The following is a 16,971-nucleotide window of genomic DNA, read 5'->3' on the forward strand; positions in this document are numbered from 1 at the left end:
ACCTTCGCAAGCTCGGCCCAAGAGCGCATTTCCTGAGGAACAGCCATGCAAGTTCGCAGCACCACTGCTTCTGACCTCGATGCAGTGCATCGCCTGCTCTCGACCCATGGTTGGTCCCATCGGCTGGGTACGGTCGAAGACCTTGGCCGGCTGATTTCTGCATCCCAGAGGGCACTGGTTGCGGTGGAGGATGGCGAGATCGTCGGCTTCGCTCGCGCCATCACCGACGGCATCTCCAACGGGTACTTGTCCATGGTCGTGGTCGCTCAGCCCTTTCGTCGGCGAGGTATCGGACACGCACTCGTCGAGGGCCTCGTCGGGTCGGACCCGAACATCACATGGGTTCTTCGGGCAGGAAGAGAGGGCGCCGCCGAATTCTTCGCGAAGCTGGGCTTCAGCGCCTCGACCACTGCAATGGAGCGTCTGCGGCGCTGACCGCCTCTGGAAGGAAGGTCGATGCAGAAGCCAGGATGCTTGCAGGTGCGGACGTTCAAGACGTGGCTCCTGGTCGAGTTAGTCTCTCGATCATGAGCTACCAAATCTCGACCGCGCGAACGGTGACGTGGCAGGAATTCGCGGAGTTGATGGAATCGGTAGGCTGGGGCGGAGGCTATGACGAAGAATCGTTTGAGCGTTCGTATCGCGCCTATCCACTGGTCGTGCACGCTCGTGCAGATGACGGAGTGCTGCTGGGGTACGTCTCCGCTTTCAGCGACGGAGTGTTCTCCACGATGTTGGGCGAGCTTGTCGTGCGTCCGACTGCTCAGGGCTCAGGCATCGGACGCGCCCTCCTGAAGGCTGTGGAGGCAGAGTTTCCGGGTGTTCCCGTCTACGTGAAGGCCATGGGAGAGGCCAAGAGATTCTTCGAGGCATGCGGCTATCGCCGCCCGACCACCGAAATGACGGTCATGTTCAAGAAACCGTCGGCTGGCACGCGGTGAGCCGGGAGGGGCGACGACCTGAACCTGGTGAATGCGATGACCGTCGGAGTGCGGCCACGAGAGCTGCTGTGGCAGGATGCGGCCAGAACACTTTGCTCGACCAGGAATGGATGATGTCAATGCTCAAACGCCTCAGAGGTGAGCCCAGGGCTACCGTGTCCTTTCTCGGCCGGAACCTGACGCTCTATCGCCAAGGTTCCCGAGTTGGACTGTTCGCCGGACTCGCGACGTTCGTGGCCTTCAACTTGCCGTGGCATCTTCTTCCCGCCGGCGGTGAGATGCTTCGACTGCTGACGACGGTCGTCGGCTGCTACCTCGCCGCCACGCTGATGGCGTCACGAACAAAGGCAGAGATGGGTGCTGATGAAGCTGCTGCTCGCTGGCTCTGAGGCTGCGTTCGGCGAGAAGAAGAAGGAGGCGCGCTATGCGGACTGAACGTTTCGACCTGCCACTTTGCATCGTGGTCGAGGAGCCGATTCGCGGCCTTGCAATCGCATTGCAGCGGGGTCAAGCCGGCAAGGCGACACTCCTGCCGCCTGCACGCAACTCATTGGCTTCTGTGGCTTTCGAGCTTGAGGTGACGGTGGACGGAAGGCTCCCGGATGGGCGACCCCGGCTGCTCGGTCCCTTTGTTCAGGGACCACCCGACGCGCGCTTCGTTTATCTGGCTGTGGGCAAGAGGGCCGGCCAGGTTGACTTGCCGTGGGACGGTCGGGTCAAGGTGCCGCTCGGAGGGCTCGGGTGGGACCAGATAGAGGAGCTTGCTCCGAAAGGGCGGCTCGTCGCGCGAATTGCAGGTCAGTCGAAAAAAGGAACACCGGCACTCGCGTCCGTTCGGCTTCTGCCGCCGGGTTGGGCGGCGCAGTGAGAAATCGTGGCTCGATACTCGCACCGCTCCAACAGTGCCATCGCGAAAACTCGGTGTCGGCCAGCAACGGACCCTCGCGGCCCTTGTCATTTGTAACCGGCGCTCCAACGACATAGGCGAGCTTGCCCCGAAGTGCATGGCGGATTGCCCTTTCGGCCGATGTACACCGCCCGACGGGGCGCTCATCATCGTGGACCGCGCCCGTTTGCCCCGCGAAGGTGGGTGCCCCACATCGGGCGCTCCATTTGCAGGAGTGCGCGATGAAACGTATGCCTTTGCACAGTGTTTGCATGGGTGCCTCCATCGGTCCTGGAGGGCAGTCGGCTCCATCTGCCTCAAAGAGTACGGAACCGTTTGGCGGCCAGCCACCTCAGGGCACCCAGGCTTCCACCAAGGACCTGGACTATCAGCTCAAGTACCAGCGTGCTTTCGAGGCGACGCTCTGGGCCATTCCCGCCGCCGCCATCTACCGATTCCGCGGGGCGGCCTTCGACGACCTGGGCCTGAAAGACAACGACATCATTGTCTACAGCGCCCCGGCCACGCCCAAGCTTGAAGCGCTCACTGCCAACAGCAGCACGCCGTACATCACGGCTTTCACGGACTTGCAAAAGGGCCCCGCCGTGTTGGAGGTGCCAGCGGCGGGTGCCGATGGCAGTGTGTACGGCCAGGTGGTGGATGCTTGGCAACTCACGATTGCCGACGTCGGCCCGTCGGGCAAGGACCAGGGCAAAGGCGGCAAATACCTGCTGACCCCACCTGGGTACAAGGACGCGATTCCGGACGGCTACATCCACATACCGTCACCGAACTACCGTGTGGCATTCGCGTTCCGCTCGGTACCGGTGCCGGGAAAGACGACAGCCGACGCGTACGAGTACGCCAAGCGCCTGCGCATGTACTACCTGTACGAGGCGGAGAATCCACCGAAGCAGCGCTTCATCGACCCCATCAACGACCGCTACGCGACCCTGCCTTTCTACGACGAACGGATGTTCAAGGACATCCACGACATCTTCACCATCGAGCCGGTACGTCCCCAAGACAAGCTGATGATGGGCATGCTGAAGAGCCTGGGCATCGAGCGGGGCAAGCCTTATGCCCCCGGCGAGACGACGACGCGCGCGATGCGCCAGGGGGCCATCGATGCATGGCACTACCTCCAGGGCGTATTCGACAACTTCCCCACGGACAAGCTGTTCTGGCCCGACCGGCACTACGCATCGCTCATGCAGACCGATGACAACCACCGGTTCACCTACGACTACCCGGACCGCATCGACATCATCGCCCGTGCGGCCCAGTACGCGTGGTGCACCTATGTGCCCGAGGTCTTGAGCGATTCGCCAGCCACGCAGTACACGGTTGCCATCGCTGACAAGAGCGGCAAGCCCCTGGACGCGGGAAAGCTCTACAAGGTCAACGTGCCGCCCAAGGTGCCGGTCAAGCAGTTCTGGGCGTTGACGGTGTACGACCGGGCCACCTTCTCTTTCATTTACAGCGAGAGCAACCGCACCACGCTTTCCTCCTTCGACCTGGAGAAGATGACGAAGAACGCGGATGGCGGCGTGACAATTTATGTTGGCCTCACGGCCCCGCAGGGGCTGGAAGCAAACTGGATTCCGACCTCTGGAAAGCGGCCCATGCCCATGTTCCGCTACTACGGCCCGACCGACGAGCTCAACCAAAAGACGTTCAAGATGCCGGATTTCGAGCTGGCTGAATGACCGCTTCGTAGAGCATCAGACTTCGGCTTCGGGGACCGAAGCGGACCTCGTGCTCTCCCCAAAACCTGACCTCGACCCATGCGTTTGCGGACCGAAGCGTTCGCTTCCGGCGTCTGCCTGGCAGGGCTAAGCCTCAGCAATCGCTGCGATGGACACTTTGAGTCCCGGAATGCGAGCGGGCAGCTTTGCACCCTGGCGGGCAGGCGGGTCGGAGGGAAACCACTTCAGCCATTCCTCATTCATGCCAGCGAAATCGTCTTCATCGGCGAGCACCACTGTCATGCTCGCCACCTTGTCCATCGAGCTGCCGGCTTCTTCGAGGATGGCACGTATGTTCGTCAGACATTGGGCAGTCTGCTCCTGAATGGTGGTGCCTCTGATTGCGCCGGTGGCGGCATCAATCGGCGCAGTTCCGGAGACGAACACGAGCCCGGCCGCCTTGACGGCTTGGCTGTAGAGCGCCGGCGGCTTGGCAGCCTTGGTGGTGAAGACAATCTGACGCGCCATTTCATATTCCTCTTGGAAGGCGAAAAGTCCCAGGAGGTTGACTCGTAGAACTCATTCGCGCAAGGCTCCCTGTCTTCCGACTGAAGCGCGCCTAGGCTTCTTCGCCTGACCTGGAAGCGCCGACGCGGCGCCACAGTCCAAGTGTGAGCTTGGCGACGGCCCACCATGTGACGGTCCACACGGCGACGACCGCTGTCCATCCAAGAAACGATGGAGCGGCCCAGCCTCCGGATTCGCCATAGCCGAAGACAGGGATGCCCATTTTCTGCAGCGGCATGAGCGGCAAGTACACCGAAGCTGCGATGAGAGGCGCCAACGGACCTGGCGCAAACAGCAGGCCTGCCGCGTGGAGAAGTGCGAGCGCTGCGAAGAGCTGCCAGCTGCGATTGGAGCTCAACATCGAAGGTCCGGGGTCGGTCGCGAGCCGCGCTGCGGCCGCTACTGCAGCCAGCGAAGGTTGGCCCAGAAGCTGTCGCCGAAGTGGGCGGCGCTGACGCCGCAGGCAACCATGGCGATTCCCACCAGCACGCACGCGCCCAGGGTGCTCAGCGGCGACAGGCCAACGCACATGCCGAGGCCGACGACCAGGCCCAGCAGTGCCCCGCAAGCAAATCGCACCTTCATCTCGAAAGCATCGGGCTTCCTGCCCGCGAGCGTCGGTCCTGATTCAATCTTCATGTCGCCGACCTTGGGGACTCATCGACCTGCGGCATACACAGCCGCAGGTCGCGAACCGATCCCTACCCCCGCGCCGCCAGCGCGTCCGGCAGCTCGATCTTCACCTCCAGCACCTCGAGGTCGTCCTGCTTCTCCAGGTGCACCTTGATGTCCTCGGCCTTGATCGACACGTATTTCGAGATCACCGCGATCAGCTCGCGCTGCAGTTCCGGCAGGTAGTCGGGCCGCTTGGCGCCCAGGCTGCTGCGCTCGTGCGCCAGGATGATCTGCAGCCGTTCCTTGGCGACGCTCGCCGTCTTCTTCTTCTCGCCGAGCAGAAAGGAAAACAGGGACATGGCTACCTTCCGAAGATGCGTTTGAAGAAGCCCGGCTTCTCGGCGTCGACGAAGCGCATCGGCTTGTCTTCGCCCAGGAAGCGCGCCACCACGTCGCTGTAGGCCTGCGAGACGTCGGTGCCGGTGTCGTGGATCGCAGGCACGCCCTGGTTGGAGGCCTGCAGCACGGTTTCGGATTCCGGGATCACGCCGATCAGCTTGATCCGGAGAATGTCCTGGATGTCCTCCAGCGACAGCATCTGGCCGCCGGCCACGCGGTTCGGGTTGTAGCGCGTGATCAGCAGGTGTTCCTTGATCGGCTCGCCGCCTTCCTTGGCACGCTTGGTCTTGGAGCCCAGCATGCCGAGGATGCGGTCCGAGTCGCGCACCGACGAGACCTCGGGATTGGTCACGATCAGCGCCTCGTCGGCGAAGTGCATGGCCATCAGCGCGCCGGTCTCGATGCCGGCGGGCGAGTCGCAGACGATGTAGTCGAAGCCCTGCTCGTCGAGGTCCTTGAGCACCTTCTCGACGCCTTCCTGGGTCAGCGCGTCCTTGTCGCGGGTCTGCGAGGCGGCCAGCACGAACAGGTTGTCGCACTGCTTGTCCTTGATCAGCGCCTGGTGCAGGTTGGCTTCGCCCTGGATCACGTTGATCAGGTCGTACACCACGCGCCGCTCGCAACCCATGATCAGGTCGAGGTTGCGCAGGCCGACGTCGAAATCGATCACGGCCGTCTTCTTGCCCGCCAATGCCAGTCCCGATGCAAAGCTCGCGCTCGTGGTCGTCTTGCCGACGCCGCCCTTGCCCGAGGTCACCACCACAATTTTGGCCATGCCATTCCTTCTTCGTTCGTTCGTTTCAGTTGTTCGTTCTTTGCCGCCTGCGAGCGCATCCGTCGATCAGAGGATCGGCGCCATGACGATTTTCTTGCCGTCGAGCGAGATCTGGGCCGGCTTGCCGGAGATTTCGGCCCCGAGTGCGACTTCCGACGTGCGGTAGATGCCGGCGATGGCCACCAGCTGCGCTTCCATGCAGGTGGTGTAGATGCGCGCCGCGGTGTCGCCGCGGGCGCCGGCGATCGCCTTGCCGCGCAGCGGTGCGTAGACATGGACGTTGCCGTCGGCGATGACTTCGGCGCCGAAGCTCACGACCGCGGTGACGATCACGTCGCCGCCGCGGGCATAGACCTGCTGGCCCGAGCGCAGCGGCTTGTCGATGACCAGCGTGCCGTTGGCCGGCACCGGCACTTCGCGCACGATCTGGGGCGCCTCGGCGGCGGCTTCGGCCGGCGCAGCGGCCGGGCGCGGGGCCGGCGCCACCGGCATCGCGGTGACCGACAGCCCGGCGGCGCGGGCCGCGGCGTTCTGGACGTCGCTGCCGCCGCGCACCGCCACCGGCTGGGTCTGGTGGCGCGCCAGCAGGGCCCGCAAGGCCGTGAAGTCGAGCGTGCTGCCGCTTTCGGCGTCGCCTTCCTGCAGCAGCGAGAGGTCGATGACCACCGGCTCCTGCTCGAAGAAGTCGGGCGAGTCCGCCAGTTGGGCGTCGAGCGCTTCCGCCAGCACGTCGAGATCCGCCGTCTTGAGGATGACTGCGATCAGCGGCAGCGTGGCGCTCTTGAATTCGAAAACCGCCCTGGTGCGCGCGGCGGATGCATCTGCCATGGAAAAGCTTGGTGCGAAAAGCGTTGGAGTCTAACGGGCACTGGGCTTGGCGTCGCAAAAGGGCGCGGCAAACCGCCCGCCGGACAACATTTCTTGCACTGCGTTGCACTTGGCGCCGCGGCCCGGGAGGGCCTCCCGTGACATCCCTCACGCTGGCGCGCCCCGGCTGCGCCGTCTTAGTGCAATTGCACTATTCGTGGGATTGCCCCCCGCAGACAGACTCGCCGCACCGCTGTAACAGTTCGTTAGCGGGCCGAACAACCGAGGAGTTTGATCTTGTTGCGCATCCCACAGAAGACACGAATGGCCCTTTCGACCGCACTGCTGCTGTCCCTCGCCGCATGCGGCGGCGGTGGCGGCGGCAGCGGGGGCTTCCTGCCCACCGGCGGCACCGGCACGAACACGGGCAGCGCAGGGACCGGCGCGGCGACGGGCGGCGACAGCGGCAGCACCGCGACCGCCACCCTGAGCGGCATCGCCGCCACCGGCGCCGCCTTCGCGGGCGCCAAGGTGACCGTGGTCGACCAGCGCGGCGTCACCGTGTGCAGCACCGAGACCGACGCCAAGGGCGCCTACGAATGCCCGCTGCCGGCCGGCACCAAGGCGCCGCTGGTGGTCACGGCCACGCGCGACGACCAGATCCTCTACAGCACCACCGCGAGCGCCGCGGGCGGCAATGTCAACGTCACGCCGCTGACCACCATCATCGTTTCGCGCCTGTCGCCCAACGGCGATCCGGCCAGCCTCGCCGGCGCCATCGCGACCCGGCCCGACGTGGTGACCGAGAGCACGGTCAAGCAGCAGGTGGCCGAGCTGGTGGCGGCGCTGAAGCCGCTGCTGACCCTGCTGGGCGACGCACTGGACCCGATCAGCGGCGCCTTCACGGCCGACGGCTCGGGCCACGACCGGCTGCTGGACTCGATCGCCGTGAGCGTGCGCCCCGACGGCAGCGCCGCCAACATCGAGATCACGGTGAAGAGCGTGCCGACCAACGGCGAGGAGCCGGTCTCGATCGCCTTCCGCAGCGACGCGACCCTGCCCGTGCTGCCGCCCGAAGTCGCCACCGCGACGCTGGCGCCGGCCGGGGCCTCGCTGTCGGTGGCGGCGCTGTTCGCCCGCATGGAGCAGTGCTTCGCGCTGCCGCTGTCCAGGCGCGTCAATGCGCCCAACGACACGGCGGCCGTGACCGGCGGGCCGAGCGACGTCATCGCGCCCGAGTGCCGCACCCTCTTCGCCGGCGACGACCCGGCCAGCTTCCGCAACAACGGCGCCACCGTGGGCCGCAACAGCAACAACCAGGGCGCCTTCGCCGGCCTGTTCAGGCCCGGTGCCACCGGCCTGAAGTACGACCGCGGCCAGCTGGAGTTCTTCCGCTCGAACGGCGACCTCGTGCTGAGCTACCGCAGCGTCGACAGCGTCGGCGGGGTGCAGAACCAGACCATCGTGGCCAAGGATGTCGGTGGCGTGCTCAAGCTGATCGGCAACCAGTACCGCTACGTGGTCAACGTCGCGCCGACCGTGCAGGAGCGCGACTTCCTGAATGCCTCGGCCTTCAACTACCTGAGCGTGTCCTACGACGTCTCGATCCCGAAGCAGAACGATGGCGGCGGCAACGCGATCGACCATGTGGTGGTGAAGGCGCCGAACGGCGTCAGCTACACCTACAAGCCGCAGCCGGGCAATGCCAACCTGCAGCTGGAGCGGGTCGACGGCAACGGCACCGCCAACACCACGCTGCTGCGCCTGGGCTCCGGCTTCCGGGACGCCGCCAAGTCGGGCAGCCCGTCGCTGATCGAGGGCTCCTACTTCCTGGCGCCGCAGCTGAGCGACGACCAGCTTCGGCTGCTGCCCGAGCAGGGTGTGTTCACGGTCGATTTCAGCTTCGTGGGCGGCGGCACCGCGACCCAGACGCACCGCATGATCACGCGGGTGCCGACCATCGCCGAGGCCCGGCAGCGCCAGTTCGCCGAGCTGTCGCCCACCTTGCGCGAGGAGCTGAAGGCCGAGGTGGCGTCGAACCAGGCCATCGTCTTCGACGCGCCGAACGCCAACGAGCCGAGCCTGATCGACTTCAGCGCCGCCGGCGACACCGACGGATGGACCGTTCCCGCGGGCGCTCCGGTGCCCACCGCGCTCACGGTCTTCGGCCGCTCGGCGACCAGCGTGGCTTTCGAGGACCGCGCCGACTTCAACGGCTCGGCGCGCAAGGCGAAGATCTTCTGCAGCACGGAAGCCGGCGGCGGCGACGACCATTGCACGACGATCAACGGCAACTCGCTCTATGCGGCCGGCACCCGCATCACGCTGTTCCAGCTGTCGGCCACGGATGCGCAGCAGGTGCTGTACCTCAAGGGCTTCGCGACCTACCTGCCTGCCAACTGAAGCAAGTTGCTGCGGAGCCTTCGGGTTCCGCGGTTTTCGGAGCCCCGCCCGCGCGGGGCTTTTTTCGTTCTCGCGCGGGAGGCTCAGGCGCGCGAGCGCGACAGCAGCGCGTACAGCAGGATCGCGCCGAAGGTCGCGGTGCCGATGCCGCCGAGCGCGAACTGGCCGAACTTGAGCGTGAAGTCGCCGGTGCCGAGGATCAGCGTGATCGCGGCCACGATCAGGTTCTTGTTCTGCGAGAAGTCGACCTTGTTGTCGACCCAGATCTTGGCGCCCGCGACCGCGATCAGGCCGAACACCACGATGCTGACGCCGCCCATCACCGGCAGCGGAATGGCCTGCACCAGGGCGCCGAACTTGGGACTGAAGCCGAGCACCAGGGCGATCAGCGCCGCGACCACGAACATCGCGGTCGAGTAGATCTTGGTCGCCGCCATGACGCCGATGTTCTCGGCGTAGGTCGTGACGCCGGTGCCGCCGGCGGCGCCGCTCACCATGGTGGCGACGCCGTCGCCGATGAAGGCGCGGCCCAGCAGGGGATTGAGGTCGCGGCCGGTCATCGCGCCGACGGCCTTCAGGTGGCCGAGGTTCTCGGCCACCAGGATGATCGCCACCGGCGCGATCAGCAGGATCGCGTTGACCTCGAACACCGGCTTCGAGAAGGTCGGCAATCCGAACCAGGGCGCCGCCGCCAGCGCGCCCAGGTCGATCGGCTTGCCCAGGCCCATGCCGTTGGTCAGCACGGCATAGACCAGGCTGGCGACGATCAGGCCCATGAGAATCAGCAGCCGCTGCACCATGCCGCGCGCATAGACCGCGATCAGCCCGACCGACAGGAAGGTCACGGCCTGCATCCAGGTGTCGAAGCCGGTCGGCGCCATGTTCTTGATCGGCACGCTCGCGAGATTGAGCCCGATCACCGCGACCACCGCGCCGGTGACGACCGGCGGCATCAGCCGCTCGATCCAGTGCACCGCGACGTCCTGCTCGACCTCGTCCACCTCGAGGCCTTCGAGGCCCTTGACCGGTGCCGACCGGGTGTGGCGCTCGTTGGTGAGGGCCACCAGCACGCCGATCAGCGCGTAGACCGCGCCGCAGACGATGATGCCGCCGAGCGCGACGCCCAGGTTGGCGTTGGGCCCGGTTCCCGAATAGCCGCTGGCCGCGATCACGACGCCGATGAAGGCGAAGCTGGAGCCCAGGTAGCTCGGCACGCGGCCACCGGTGATGAAGAAGAACAGCAGGGTGCCGATGCCGCTCATCAGGATCGCGATGTTGGGATTGAAGCCCATCAGGATCGGCGCCAGCACCGTGGCGCCGAACATCGCGATCACGTGCTGCACGCCCATCGCGGCGGTCTGCGGCCAGGGCAGGCGCTCGTCGGGCGCGACGACGGTGCCCGCCGTCGCGCTCACCTTGCGCCAGCGGGGCAGGTAGGAATCGCTCATTTCTTCTTCTCCTCGGTTGTTGTTCTTGGACGGCGCCGGGCGCCTCGGCTCAGCCGGCCTGCGAGGCCAGCACCGCCATGGTGATGCGCGAGACGCAGGTCAGGTCGCCGGCGTCGTTGGTCATGTCGATCTGCCAGACCTGCGTCGTGCGGCCGCGGTGCACCGGCCGCGCCGTGCCGGTGACCCAGCCCGAGGTGACCGAACGGATGTGGTTGGCGTTGATGTCCAGCCCCACCGTGCGCTGGTCCTCGGGCGCGGAGTAGTGGGCGCCGCACGAGCCCAGGGTTTCGGCCAGCACCACCGAGACGCCGCCGTGCAGGATGCCGTAGGGCTGCACCGTGCGCCGGTCCACCGGCACGCGGGCCCGGATGGTGTCGTCGCCGATCTCCAGGAATTCGATGCCCAGCAGCGACACCGCGGTGTTCGCGTGCGACAGGGTCAGGGCTTCGATCGAGATGTCTTTCTTCCAGATGCGCATGAATTGGCTCCTTGTCGGGATTGTCAAAACTATAGCGACAGCTTGCGCCTGCCGGCGTGGCGTAAACGCGCCCGTGGCTGACAGCGCCCGCGGCCGGGCTGGGCGAAGCTGTGGCCATGACGCGCCCCGCACGATGGATCGCCGGCCTGCTCGCCGCGGCAGCCCTCCTGCTGGGCGGGGGCTTTCTGGCGCTCAACCTGCTGCTGCCTTCCGATGGCGAGCTGGCGGCCGAAGTCGGCGCCCGCTTCCAGAAGGCGTCCGGCATCGGGCTCAAGGTCGGCTCGGCGCACTGGTCGCTGCGGCCATCGCCGGTGGTGGTGCTCAACGAACTCGCCACCGACCAGCCGGCGCCGATCACGGTGCGGCGGGTCGAGCTCCGGCCGCGGTTGGCTGCGCTGTGGCGGCGCAGCATCGCGATCGAATCGCTCGAGATCGAGGGCGCGGTATTGCCGAGGGCTTCGGTGCGCGCATTTCGCGGGCGCTGGAATACCGGTGCGGCCGGTGCCGCCGGTGGCGCCGATGCGGCCGACCTGGCGCTGGGCGCCGCCTGGGCCCTGACCGACCTGCCGATCGAGCGCCTGCGCCTGCGCGACGTGGTCTGGATCGATCGCCGCGGCGTGGCGCTGGCCTATGACGCCGACGTGCGCTTCGACGCCGGCTGGCGGCCGCGCGAGGCCGAGCTGTCGCGTGCCGGCGTGACGCCGCCGGCCAGGCTGCGGCTCGAGCGCGAAGGCGACCAGGATCGCTGGCGCACCGCGATCGATGTCGGTGGCGGCACGTGGAACGGCCGCACCGAACTGCAGCCGCGGACCGATGGCCGATGGCGCCTGACGGCCGAACTCGAACCCCGGGGCGTGGATGTCGCCGCGCTGGTTCGCAGCTTCGGGCGGCGCGCCGCGGTCGAAGGCAAGCTCGACGGCCGGACCACGGTCGACGCCGAAGGCACGGATGCGGGCGACCTGTTACGGCATCTTCACACCCGCACCCGTTTCTCGGTCGCACCCGCGACCCTGGCCGGCTTCGACCTGGCCCGCGCGGTGAGCAGCGCCGGCGTCAGCCGCGGTGGCCGCACGGTGCTGGACAGCCTCGAGGGCACGCTAGACACCCAGGCCGGCGAGGACGGCGTGGTGTTGCGCTACAGCGGCATCAAGGCGCGTTCCGGCGTGCTGACCGCGAGCGGCAGCGCGACCGTGCTCAACCGCCGGCTCGACGGCGAGATGGCGGTCGACCTGGTCGATGGCGTGGTCGGCGTGCCGCTCAAGCTCGGCGGCACGCTCGACGCACCCGAACTGTCGCTGACCGGCGGGGCACTGGCCGGAGCCGCCATGGGCTCGGCCGTGCTGCCGGGCGTCGGCACCGCGATCGGTGCCCGCATCGGACAGCAGATGGAGAAGCTGTTCGGCAGCGGCGAGAGCAGGAAGCCCGAGAAGCCGGCGCCCCGATCGCCTTGAAGGCGCGGCGCTGCAGCGGCGAGAATCGCGCGGGCGCCCAGTCCGCGCTTTTAGTCAGTCCGCTCTTCCCGAGGTTCCAGCCCATGCAGTACAGCGATTCGGTCTTCACGGAAACGACCTTCTGGCTCATGGTGGCGGTCTCGGTGGTGCTGCCGTTCGGGATCTACGCGGTGATGATCTCCAAGCAGGCGATCTCGCGCTGGACCGTGCTGGTGCTCGGCTTCACGCTGGTCGCGATCGCGGCGGTCAACGTCTACTTCCTGCAGCGCCTGGCCACCATCGCCGCAGCCACACCTTCACTGGCCGACAACGTGCTGTTCGTGTCGGAGCTGCGGGTGGCGCTGTACCTGCTGCCGGCGCTGTTCGCCGGCATCGGCATCAACCTGATCTCGCACGTGCTCACCACCCACCTGAGCACCGCGGAAAGGCGGTTCAGCGAAGAGCATCCCGACACGGGCCAGAACGAGGACGTCTAGGCCCTGTTCAGGCTAGGCCCGCGCTCCTTCGAGCCTGAAGGCGCCCACCACCTGCGACAGGTTGCCCGCCTGCTCCTGCAGCGACTGCGCAGCCGCCGAGGCTTCCTCCACCAGCGCCGCGTTCTGCTGCGTCACCTGGTCCATCTGCGTGATCGCCTGGTTGATCTGCTCGATGCCCGAGGTCTGCTCCTGGCTGGCCGCCGTGATCTCGCCCATGATGTCGGTCACCCGCTTCACGCTGTCGACGATCTCCTCCATCGTGCGACCCGCTTCGGCCACCTGCTTGCTGCCTTCCTCGACCTTCTCCACCGAGTCGCCGATCAGGGTCTTGATCTCCTTGGCCGCCGCTGCCGAGCGCTGCGCCAGGCTGCGCACTTCGGAGGCCACCACCGCGAAGCCGCGGCCCTGTTCGCCGGCACGTGCAGCTTCCACTGCGGCATTGAGCGCCAGGATGTTGGTCTGGAAGGCGATGCCGTCGATCACGCCGATGATGTCGACGATCTTCTTCGACGAGGTGTTGATCGCGGTCATCGTGCCCACCACCTGGCTCACGACGCTGCCGCCCTTGACTGCGACTTCGGAAGCCGAGACGGCGAGTTGGTTGGCTTGGCGGGCGTTGTCCGCGTTTTGCTTGACCGTGCTGGTGAGTTCTTCCATCGAGGCCGCGGTCTGCTCGAGCGAGCTGGCCTGCTCTTCGGTGCGCGAGGAAAGGTCCTGGTTGCCCGTCGCGATCTGCGTGCTCGCGGTCGATACGTTGGCGACCACGCCATGCACCTGCTGCAGCGAAGTCTGAAGGGCCGTGCGCATGCCGTCGATCGCGCGCAGCAGCAGGCCGGTCTCGTCCTTGGCGTAGTGCGTTTGCGCCGCGCCGCTGAGGTCCATCGCGCCGATCTCCTGCGCCGTGGCCTCGGCCTGCTTCAGCGGCAGCGTGATGCTGCGCGAGAGTCCCCAGGCCAGCAGGCTGCCGAGCACCAGCGACACCGCGGTGCAGACCGCCAGCAGGGTGCTGGTCTGCGCCCGCATCGCCTCGGCCCGCTGCGCGGCGGCGTCCAGACCCGCACGCTGCAGGTCCACCATCTCCTGCACGCCGGCCAGGTAGCTGACCGAGGTCGGCTCGAAGCGCGCGCTGAACACGCGGTTGGCGCCGTCGAGATCGCCGGCGAGCTTGAGCTTGCTGACTTCCTCCCGCGCCGCCAGGTATTCGCGGCGCAGATCGCCGACCTTCTGGAACAGCGCCTTCTCCTCGGGCCGGACCATCTGGCCTTCGATGAACTTCTGCAGCGCGTTGGTGTCCTTGATCGAGGTCGCGGTGGCCGGCGCGAAGTAGGCGATCAGGCTCGGGTCGCTGCTCTTGGCGATGGCCGCCGCGCGCTGCACGCCCGAGGTCGTGTGGCGCAGCCAGTCGGAGCCGGCGCGCTCGGTCTTGACGTTGTCGTTCACCATGCCCTCGATCTCTGCCCCGAGGGCATGCAGTTTCAGCACCGCGAACACGCTGCTGGCGAGGAACAGGGCCAGGATGGCGCCCAGCACGAGGGCCAGGCGCCTGCCGATGGAAAGATTGCTCAGAAACATGATCGTGATTCCAGATGGGACGGAGGGGGAACGCTGAGGTATATCGGCAGCAAACCGAAAACCTTGAGGCCGCGCTCTCTCCGCCCGGATCACGCATGTCGGGCGAGCTCGGGTCCGGACCGACCTAGAACTTGTAGGTGACCGCCAGGTACGGAACGATCGGATTCAGCTTCAGGCTGGCCTCGCTGGTCGCCACCGGGATGCCGCGGGCGGTGGTGGTCAGCTTGGCCGTGGTGCGCAGCGGAATATAGGAGACCGAGAAGGCCATGCCCCAGTGCGGGTCGAACTGGTAGGCGACGCCGGCGTTGAACACCGCCGCGAACGAACTGGCGAGCTTGGCCGTGGTCGCCGACAGCGCCGATGCGGGCAGGCGCAGCCGGCTCGCCAGCGCGCCCTGCATGCCCGGCGTGAGGTTCACGTCGCTGTACCAGACATAGGTCGCGCCGAGGCCCACATACGGGCGGAATTTGGCCTCGCCGTCGTTGAAGTAGTACTTGGCCAGCAGCGTCGGGCTCCATTGCCTCGCGCTGCCGAGTTCGCCGATCGGCCCCAGCGTGCCTTCGCCCTCGAGCTTGAACTTCGGCGGCACGCCGAGCACGCCTTCGACCGCCCAGCGGCTGTCGATGAAATAGGTGAGGTTCATGCCGAAGGTGTCGGAACTGCCGACGCTGGCGCCGGAGCCCGGTACCACGGCGGCCACCGGCGAGGTGAAAGTGAGGGGCTTGCTCGAGTCTTGCGGTGCAAAGTGCAGCCAGCCCGCACCGACCTGCCAGTCGCCGGCCTTCTGCGCGAAGGCGCTGCCGGATGCGAGGGCGGCGACGCTCGCCAGTGCCAGGATGCTTTTCTTCATGAATGAGGTGTTGTGATTGAAGATTGAAGGAAGGACCTGGGATCGGACTGCGCCGCCAGGGTTCAGTCCGCCGGCGCCGTTCCTGTCGCGGTGGCGACTCCGCCAAAAAAATGGCCCGCACGAGGCGGGCCGAATGATCTCTGGTGAGAAGATCCCTGGAGAACCAGCCTTGATATCGACAGTTCGCCGGAAAACTTGAGGCATGAGCGTCGATGCCCTCAGACGCGGCGCTCGCCGCGGCCGTTGCGATGCGCGTCGCCGTGCTTCGCCCTGCCGCCCTGGCGGAAGAAGGTGGCCCAGTCGCTGCGTTCGCGCACCACCGCATCGATGTCGACCAGGTCGTCCGACAGCGTGATCAGCCGCAGCGCCTCGTCGTTCGGCAGCAGGCGGTTGTCGTAGAGAAAGCGCAGCTGGCAGTCGCCGGTGCTGATGGCGTCGCCGTTGGCCAGCGCCCGCTCGCGGATGCGCGTCTTGTTGACGAAGGTGCCGTTGCGGCTGGACAGGTCGGTCAGCACGAAGCGGTCGCCGGTCCAGTGGATGGCGGCGTGATGGCGGCTGACACCGAGGCTGTCGATGTGGACGCCGCAGGACGGGTCGCGGCCGATGGTCGTGATCGGCCCCTTGATGTTGACCTGCCGCACGCTGCCGTGACGGGTCAGGACGATGAGTCTGGACATTGCTATCTCGCAGTCGAATGGTTGCAGTCACCGCATTTCGGCAAGCGGGACGACTTTATGAAGTCAACGAAATCCCGAAAACTGAGACATTCGTCGCGCTCGCCGCGATTGCGATGCCGCCAGGGGCCCCTCCGCGGTTGTTTCGTCCACTAACCTCTGCGCTCTTGGCGAAACGAATCGCCGCGACCTGTCGAGCTGTTGAAAGAACCCGGTAATGAGAAAAGCGCGCAATGTCTTCTACGTGGTCGACGACCATCCGATGATGAGGGACGCCATTGCATTGATGCTGCGGCGGCTGCAGCCGGCCGCGGGCATCGTCGAGATCGACCGGCTCGACAAGCTGGCGGGTGCGGTCGAGCGCAACGGCGCCGCGGACCTGATCTGCCTCGACCTGAACCTGCCCGACACCAAGGGCTGCGCGGGCGTGCAGACGGCGCGGCGCGAGCACCCCGAGGTGCCGATCGCGGTGTACTCGGCACTGCCTGCGGCCGACATGGAGGCGCTGTGCCTGTCCGCCGGCGCCAACATCTACATCGAGAAGGCCTCCGATGCCGCCGGCCTGATCAAGGGCCTGCGCAGCGTGCTGAAGACCGGCGACGACAAGGACGAGGCCCCCACGGCGGCGCCCGAAGCCGGCGCCCGCCTGACGCCGCGCCAGGTCCAGCTGGTCCAGCTGATCGCCGAGGGGCTTGGCAACCGCGAGATGGCCGAGCGGCTCGAGATCAGCGAGGACACGGTCAAGGTCCACATGTGGCGGCTCTACCGCCGCATCGGCGTCAACAGCCGGACCCAGGCGCTGCACTACGCGCGCACCAACGGCCACCTGTCGGGCGCCGGAGCGGCAGTCGCGGCGTAGCCTGGGGGCCAGGCCGCCGCCGGGCCGCCCCAAGGCGGCCTGCGGCCCCCTCGGGCGCCAGTTACCATCCTGCTGCATGCGT

19 protein-coding genes are annotated in these 16,971 nt (G+C 66.8%); 9 read left to right on the top strand and 10 right to left on the bottom strand.

All coding sequences use genetic code 11. The features are described 5' to 3' along the window. Positions 1-45 precede the first annotated feature (45 nt). The 5 genes from QTI45_RS28770 to QTI45_RS28790 all read left to right on the top strand — a co-directional run bounded on the left by QTI45_RS28770 (position 46) and on the right by QTI45_RS28790 (position 3,536). On the top strand, positions 46-435 hold the full coding sequence (locus QTI45_RS28770) for a GNAT family N-acetyltransferase (RefSeq protein ID WP_286656779.1): 390 nt from the start codon (positions 46-48) through the stop codon (positions 433-435). A gap of 92 nt (positions 436-527) precedes the next feature. Continuing rightward, positions 528-941, top strand: a complete 414-nt coding sequence (locus QTI45_RS28775) for a GNAT family N-acetyltransferase (RefSeq protein WP_286656780.1) — start codon at positions 528-530, stop codon at positions 939-941. Positions 942-1,054: 113 nt separating this feature from the next. Continuing rightward, the gene (locus tag QTI45_RS28780) at positions 1,055-1,330 is read left to right on the top strand and encodes a hypothetical protein (protein ID WP_286656781.1); all 276 of its coding nucleotides are present in this window, start codon (positions 1,055-1,057) and stop codon (positions 1,328-1,330) included. 35 nt (positions 1,331-1,365) lie between these two features. Continuing rightward, positions 1,366-1,809, top strand: coding sequence for a DUF5990 family protein (locus tag QTI45_RS28785; RefSeq protein ID WP_286656782.1), 444 nt, complete (start codon positions 1,366-1,368; stop codon positions 1,807-1,809). Between the two features lie 260 nt (positions 1,810-2,069). Next, complete coding sequence (locus QTI45_RS28790; RefSeq protein WP_286656783.1) at positions 2,070-3,536, top strand: DUF1254 domain-containing protein; 1,467 nt, start codon at positions 2,070-2,072, stop codon at positions 3,534-3,536. Between the two features lie 126 nt (positions 3,537-3,662). Here the strand turns inward: QTI45_RS28790 and QTI45_RS28795 are convergent, their stop codons facing one another. The 5 genes from QTI45_RS28795 to minC all read right to left on the bottom strand — a co-directional run bounded on the left by QTI45_RS28795 (position 3,663) and on the right by minC (position 6,699). Then, positions 3,663-4,043: a RidA family protein gene (locus QTI45_RS28795; RefSeq protein WP_286656784.1), complete on the bottom strand. Its 381-nt coding sequence runs from the start codon at positions 4,041-4,043 to the stop codon at positions 3,663-3,665. 438 nt (positions 4,044-4,481) lie between these two features. Next, positions 4,482-4,721, bottom strand: a complete 240-nt coding sequence (locus QTI45_RS28800) for a hypothetical protein (RefSeq protein ID WP_286656785.1) — start codon at positions 4,719-4,721, stop codon at positions 4,482-4,484. A 62-nt stretch (positions 4,722-4,783) separates the two neighbouring features. Further along, a complete protein-coding gene (gene minE, locus QTI45_RS28805; RefSeq protein ID WP_286372254.1) occupies positions 4,784-5,056 on the bottom strand; it encodes a cell division topological specificity factor MinE in 273 nt (90 codons plus the stop codon). A gap of 2 nt (positions 5,057-5,058) precedes the next feature. Beyond that, positions 5,059-5,871 carry a septum site-determining protein MinD gene (minD, locus tag QTI45_RS28810; protein WP_286372253.1) on the bottom strand — a complete coding sequence of 271 codons (813 nt, stop codon included), beginning with the start codon at positions 5,869-5,871 and terminating at the stop codon, positions 5,059-5,061. 66 nt (positions 5,872-5,937) lie between these two features. After that, positions 5,938-6,699: a septum site-determining protein MinC gene (gene minC, locus QTI45_RS28815; protein WP_286372252.1), complete on the bottom strand. Its 762-nt coding sequence runs from the start codon at positions 6,697-6,699 to the stop codon at positions 5,938-5,940. A gap of 303 nt (positions 6,700-7,002) precedes the next feature. On the opposite strand from minC, the gene QTI45_RS28820 reads away from it, so the two are divergent. Beyond that, entirely contained in the window at positions 7,003-9,081 is a 2,079-nt protein-coding gene (locus tag QTI45_RS28820; RefSeq protein ID WP_286656786.1) for a carboxypeptidase regulatory-like domain-containing protein, read from the top strand. 83 nt (positions 9,082-9,164) lie between these two features. Here the strand turns inward: QTI45_RS28820 and QTI45_RS28825 are convergent, their stop codons facing one another. Next, positions 9,165-10,529, bottom strand: a complete 1,365-nt coding sequence (locus QTI45_RS28825; protein WP_286656787.1) for a solute carrier family 23 protein — start codon at positions 10,527-10,529, stop codon at positions 9,165-9,167. A gap of 49 nt (positions 10,530-10,578) precedes the next feature. Further along, positions 10,579-11,007 carry a hotdog fold thioesterase gene (locus QTI45_RS28830; RefSeq protein WP_286372249.1) on the bottom strand — a complete coding sequence of 143 codons (429 nt, stop codon included), beginning with the start codon at positions 11,005-11,007 and terminating at the stop codon, positions 10,579-10,581. 116 nt (positions 11,008-11,123) lie between these two features. Between QTI45_RS28830 and QTI45_RS28835 the strand changes: the two genes are divergently transcribed. Next, positions 11,124-12,458, top strand: coding sequence for an AsmA family protein (locus tag QTI45_RS28835; protein ID WP_286656788.1), 1,335 nt, complete (start codon positions 11,124-11,126; stop codon positions 12,456-12,458). An 83-nt stretch (positions 12,459-12,541) separates the two neighbouring features. After that, positions 12,542-12,934: a hypothetical protein gene (locus tag QTI45_RS28840; RefSeq protein WP_286372247.1), complete on the top strand. Its 393-nt coding sequence runs from the start codon at positions 12,542-12,544 to the stop codon at positions 12,932-12,934. A 12-nt stretch (positions 12,935-12,946) separates the two neighbouring features. On the opposite strand, the gene QTI45_RS28845 is transcribed toward QTI45_RS28840, so the two are convergent. The 3 genes from QTI45_RS28845 to QTI45_RS28855 all read right to left on the bottom strand — a co-directional run bounded on the left by QTI45_RS28845 (position 12,947) and on the right by QTI45_RS28855 (position 16,033). Next, positions 12,947-14,506: a methyl-accepting chemotaxis protein gene (locus QTI45_RS28845; RefSeq protein WP_286656789.1), complete on the bottom strand. Its 1,560-nt coding sequence runs from the start codon at positions 14,504-14,506 to the stop codon at positions 12,947-12,949. Between the two features lie 124 nt (positions 14,507-14,630). Further along, the gene (locus tag QTI45_RS28850; protein WP_286656790.1) at positions 14,631-15,356 is read right to left on the bottom strand and encodes an OmpW/AlkL family protein; all 726 of its coding nucleotides are present in this window, start codon (positions 15,354-15,356) and stop codon (positions 14,631-14,633) included. 218 nt (positions 15,357-15,574) lie between these two features. After that, positions 15,575-16,033 (bottom strand): FHA domain-containing protein, encoded by a 459-nt coding sequence (locus QTI45_RS28855; RefSeq protein ID WP_286372244.1) that lies wholly within the window; start codon positions 16,031-16,033, stop codon positions 15,575-15,577. Between the two features lie 214 nt (positions 16,034-16,247). On the opposite strand from QTI45_RS28855, the gene QTI45_RS28860 reads away from it, so the two are divergent. Further along, the gene (locus QTI45_RS28860) at positions 16,248-16,889 is read left to right on the top strand and encodes a LuxR C-terminal-related transcriptional regulator (protein WP_286656791.1); all 642 of its coding nucleotides are present in this window, start codon (positions 16,248-16,250) and stop codon (positions 16,887-16,889) included. Positions 16,890-16,971: the final 82 nt, after the last annotated feature.

This window comes from Variovorax saccharolyticus (genome assembly GCF_030316765.1).
Lineage (GTDB): Bacteria > Pseudomonadota > Gammaproteobacteria > Burkholderiales > Burkholderiaceae_C > Variovorax > Variovorax saccharolyticus.

Coding starts and splice junctions, on each gene's coding strand:
- QTI45_RS28770 (WP_286656779.1), top strand. CDS start 46: ATGCAAGTTCGCAGCACCACTGCTTCTGACCTCGATGCAGTGCATCGC.
- QTI45_RS28775 (WP_286656780.1), top strand. CDS start 528: ATGAGCTACCAAATCTCGACCGCGCGAACGGTGACGTGGCAGGAATTC.
- QTI45_RS28780 (WP_286656781.1), top strand. CDS start 1,055: ATGTCAATGCTCAAACGCCTCAGAGGTGAGCCCAGGGCTACCGTGTCC.
- QTI45_RS28785 (WP_286656782.1), top strand. CDS start 1,366: ATGCGGACTGAACGTTTCGACCTGCCACTTTGCATCGTGGTCGAGGAG.
- QTI45_RS28790 (WP_286656783.1), top strand. CDS start 2,070: ATGAAACGTATGCCTTTGCACAGTGTTTGCATGGGTGCCTCCATCGGT.
- QTI45_RS28795 (WP_286656784.1), bottom strand. CDS start 4,043: ATGGCGCGTCAGATTGTCTTCACCACCAAGGCTGCCAAGCCGCCGGCG.
- QTI45_RS28800 (WP_286656785.1), bottom strand. CDS start 4,721: ATGAAGATTGAATCAGGACCGACGCTCGCGGGCAGGAAGCCCGATGCT.
- minE (WP_286372254.1), bottom strand. CDS start 5,056: ATGTCCCTGTTTTCCTTTCTGCTCGGCGAGAAGAAGAAGACGGCGAGC.
- minD (WP_286372253.1), bottom strand. CDS start 5,871: ATGGCCAAAATTGTGGTGGTGACCTCGGGCAAGGGCGGCGTCGGCAAG.
- minC (WP_286372252.1), bottom strand. CDS start 6,699: ATGGCAGATGCATCCGCCGCGCGCACCAGGGCGGTTTTCGAATTCAAG.
- QTI45_RS28820 (WP_286656786.1), top strand. CDS start 7,003: ATGGCCCTTTCGACCGCACTGCTGCTGTCCCTCGCCGCATGCGGCGGC.
- QTI45_RS28825 (WP_286656787.1), bottom strand. CDS start 10,529: ATGAGCGATTCCTACCTGCCCCGCTGGCGCAAGGTGAGCGCGACGGCG.
- QTI45_RS28830 (WP_286372249.1), bottom strand. CDS start 11,007: ATGCGCATCTGGAAGAAAGACATCTCGATCGAAGCCCTGACCCTGTCG.
- QTI45_RS28835 (WP_286656788.1), top strand. CDS start 11,124: ATGACGCGCCCCGCACGATGGATCGCCGGCCTGCTCGCCGCGGCAGCC.
- QTI45_RS28840 (WP_286372247.1), top strand. CDS start 12,542: ATGCAGTACAGCGATTCGGTCTTCACGGAAACGACCTTCTGGCTCATG.
- QTI45_RS28845 (WP_286656789.1), bottom strand. CDS start 14,506: ATGTTTCTGAGCAATCTTTCCATCGGCAGGCGCCTGGCCCTCGTGCTG.
- QTI45_RS28850 (WP_286656790.1), bottom strand. CDS start 15,356: ATGAAGAAAAGCATCCTGGCACTGGCGAGCGTCGCCGCCCTCGCATCC.
- QTI45_RS28855 (WP_286372244.1), bottom strand. CDS start 16,033: ATGTCCAGACTCATCGTCCTGACCCGTCACGGCAGCGTGCGGCAGGTC.
- QTI45_RS28860 (WP_286656791.1), top strand. CDS start 16,248: ATGAGAAAAGCGCGCAATGTCTTCTACGTGGTCGACGACCATCCGATG.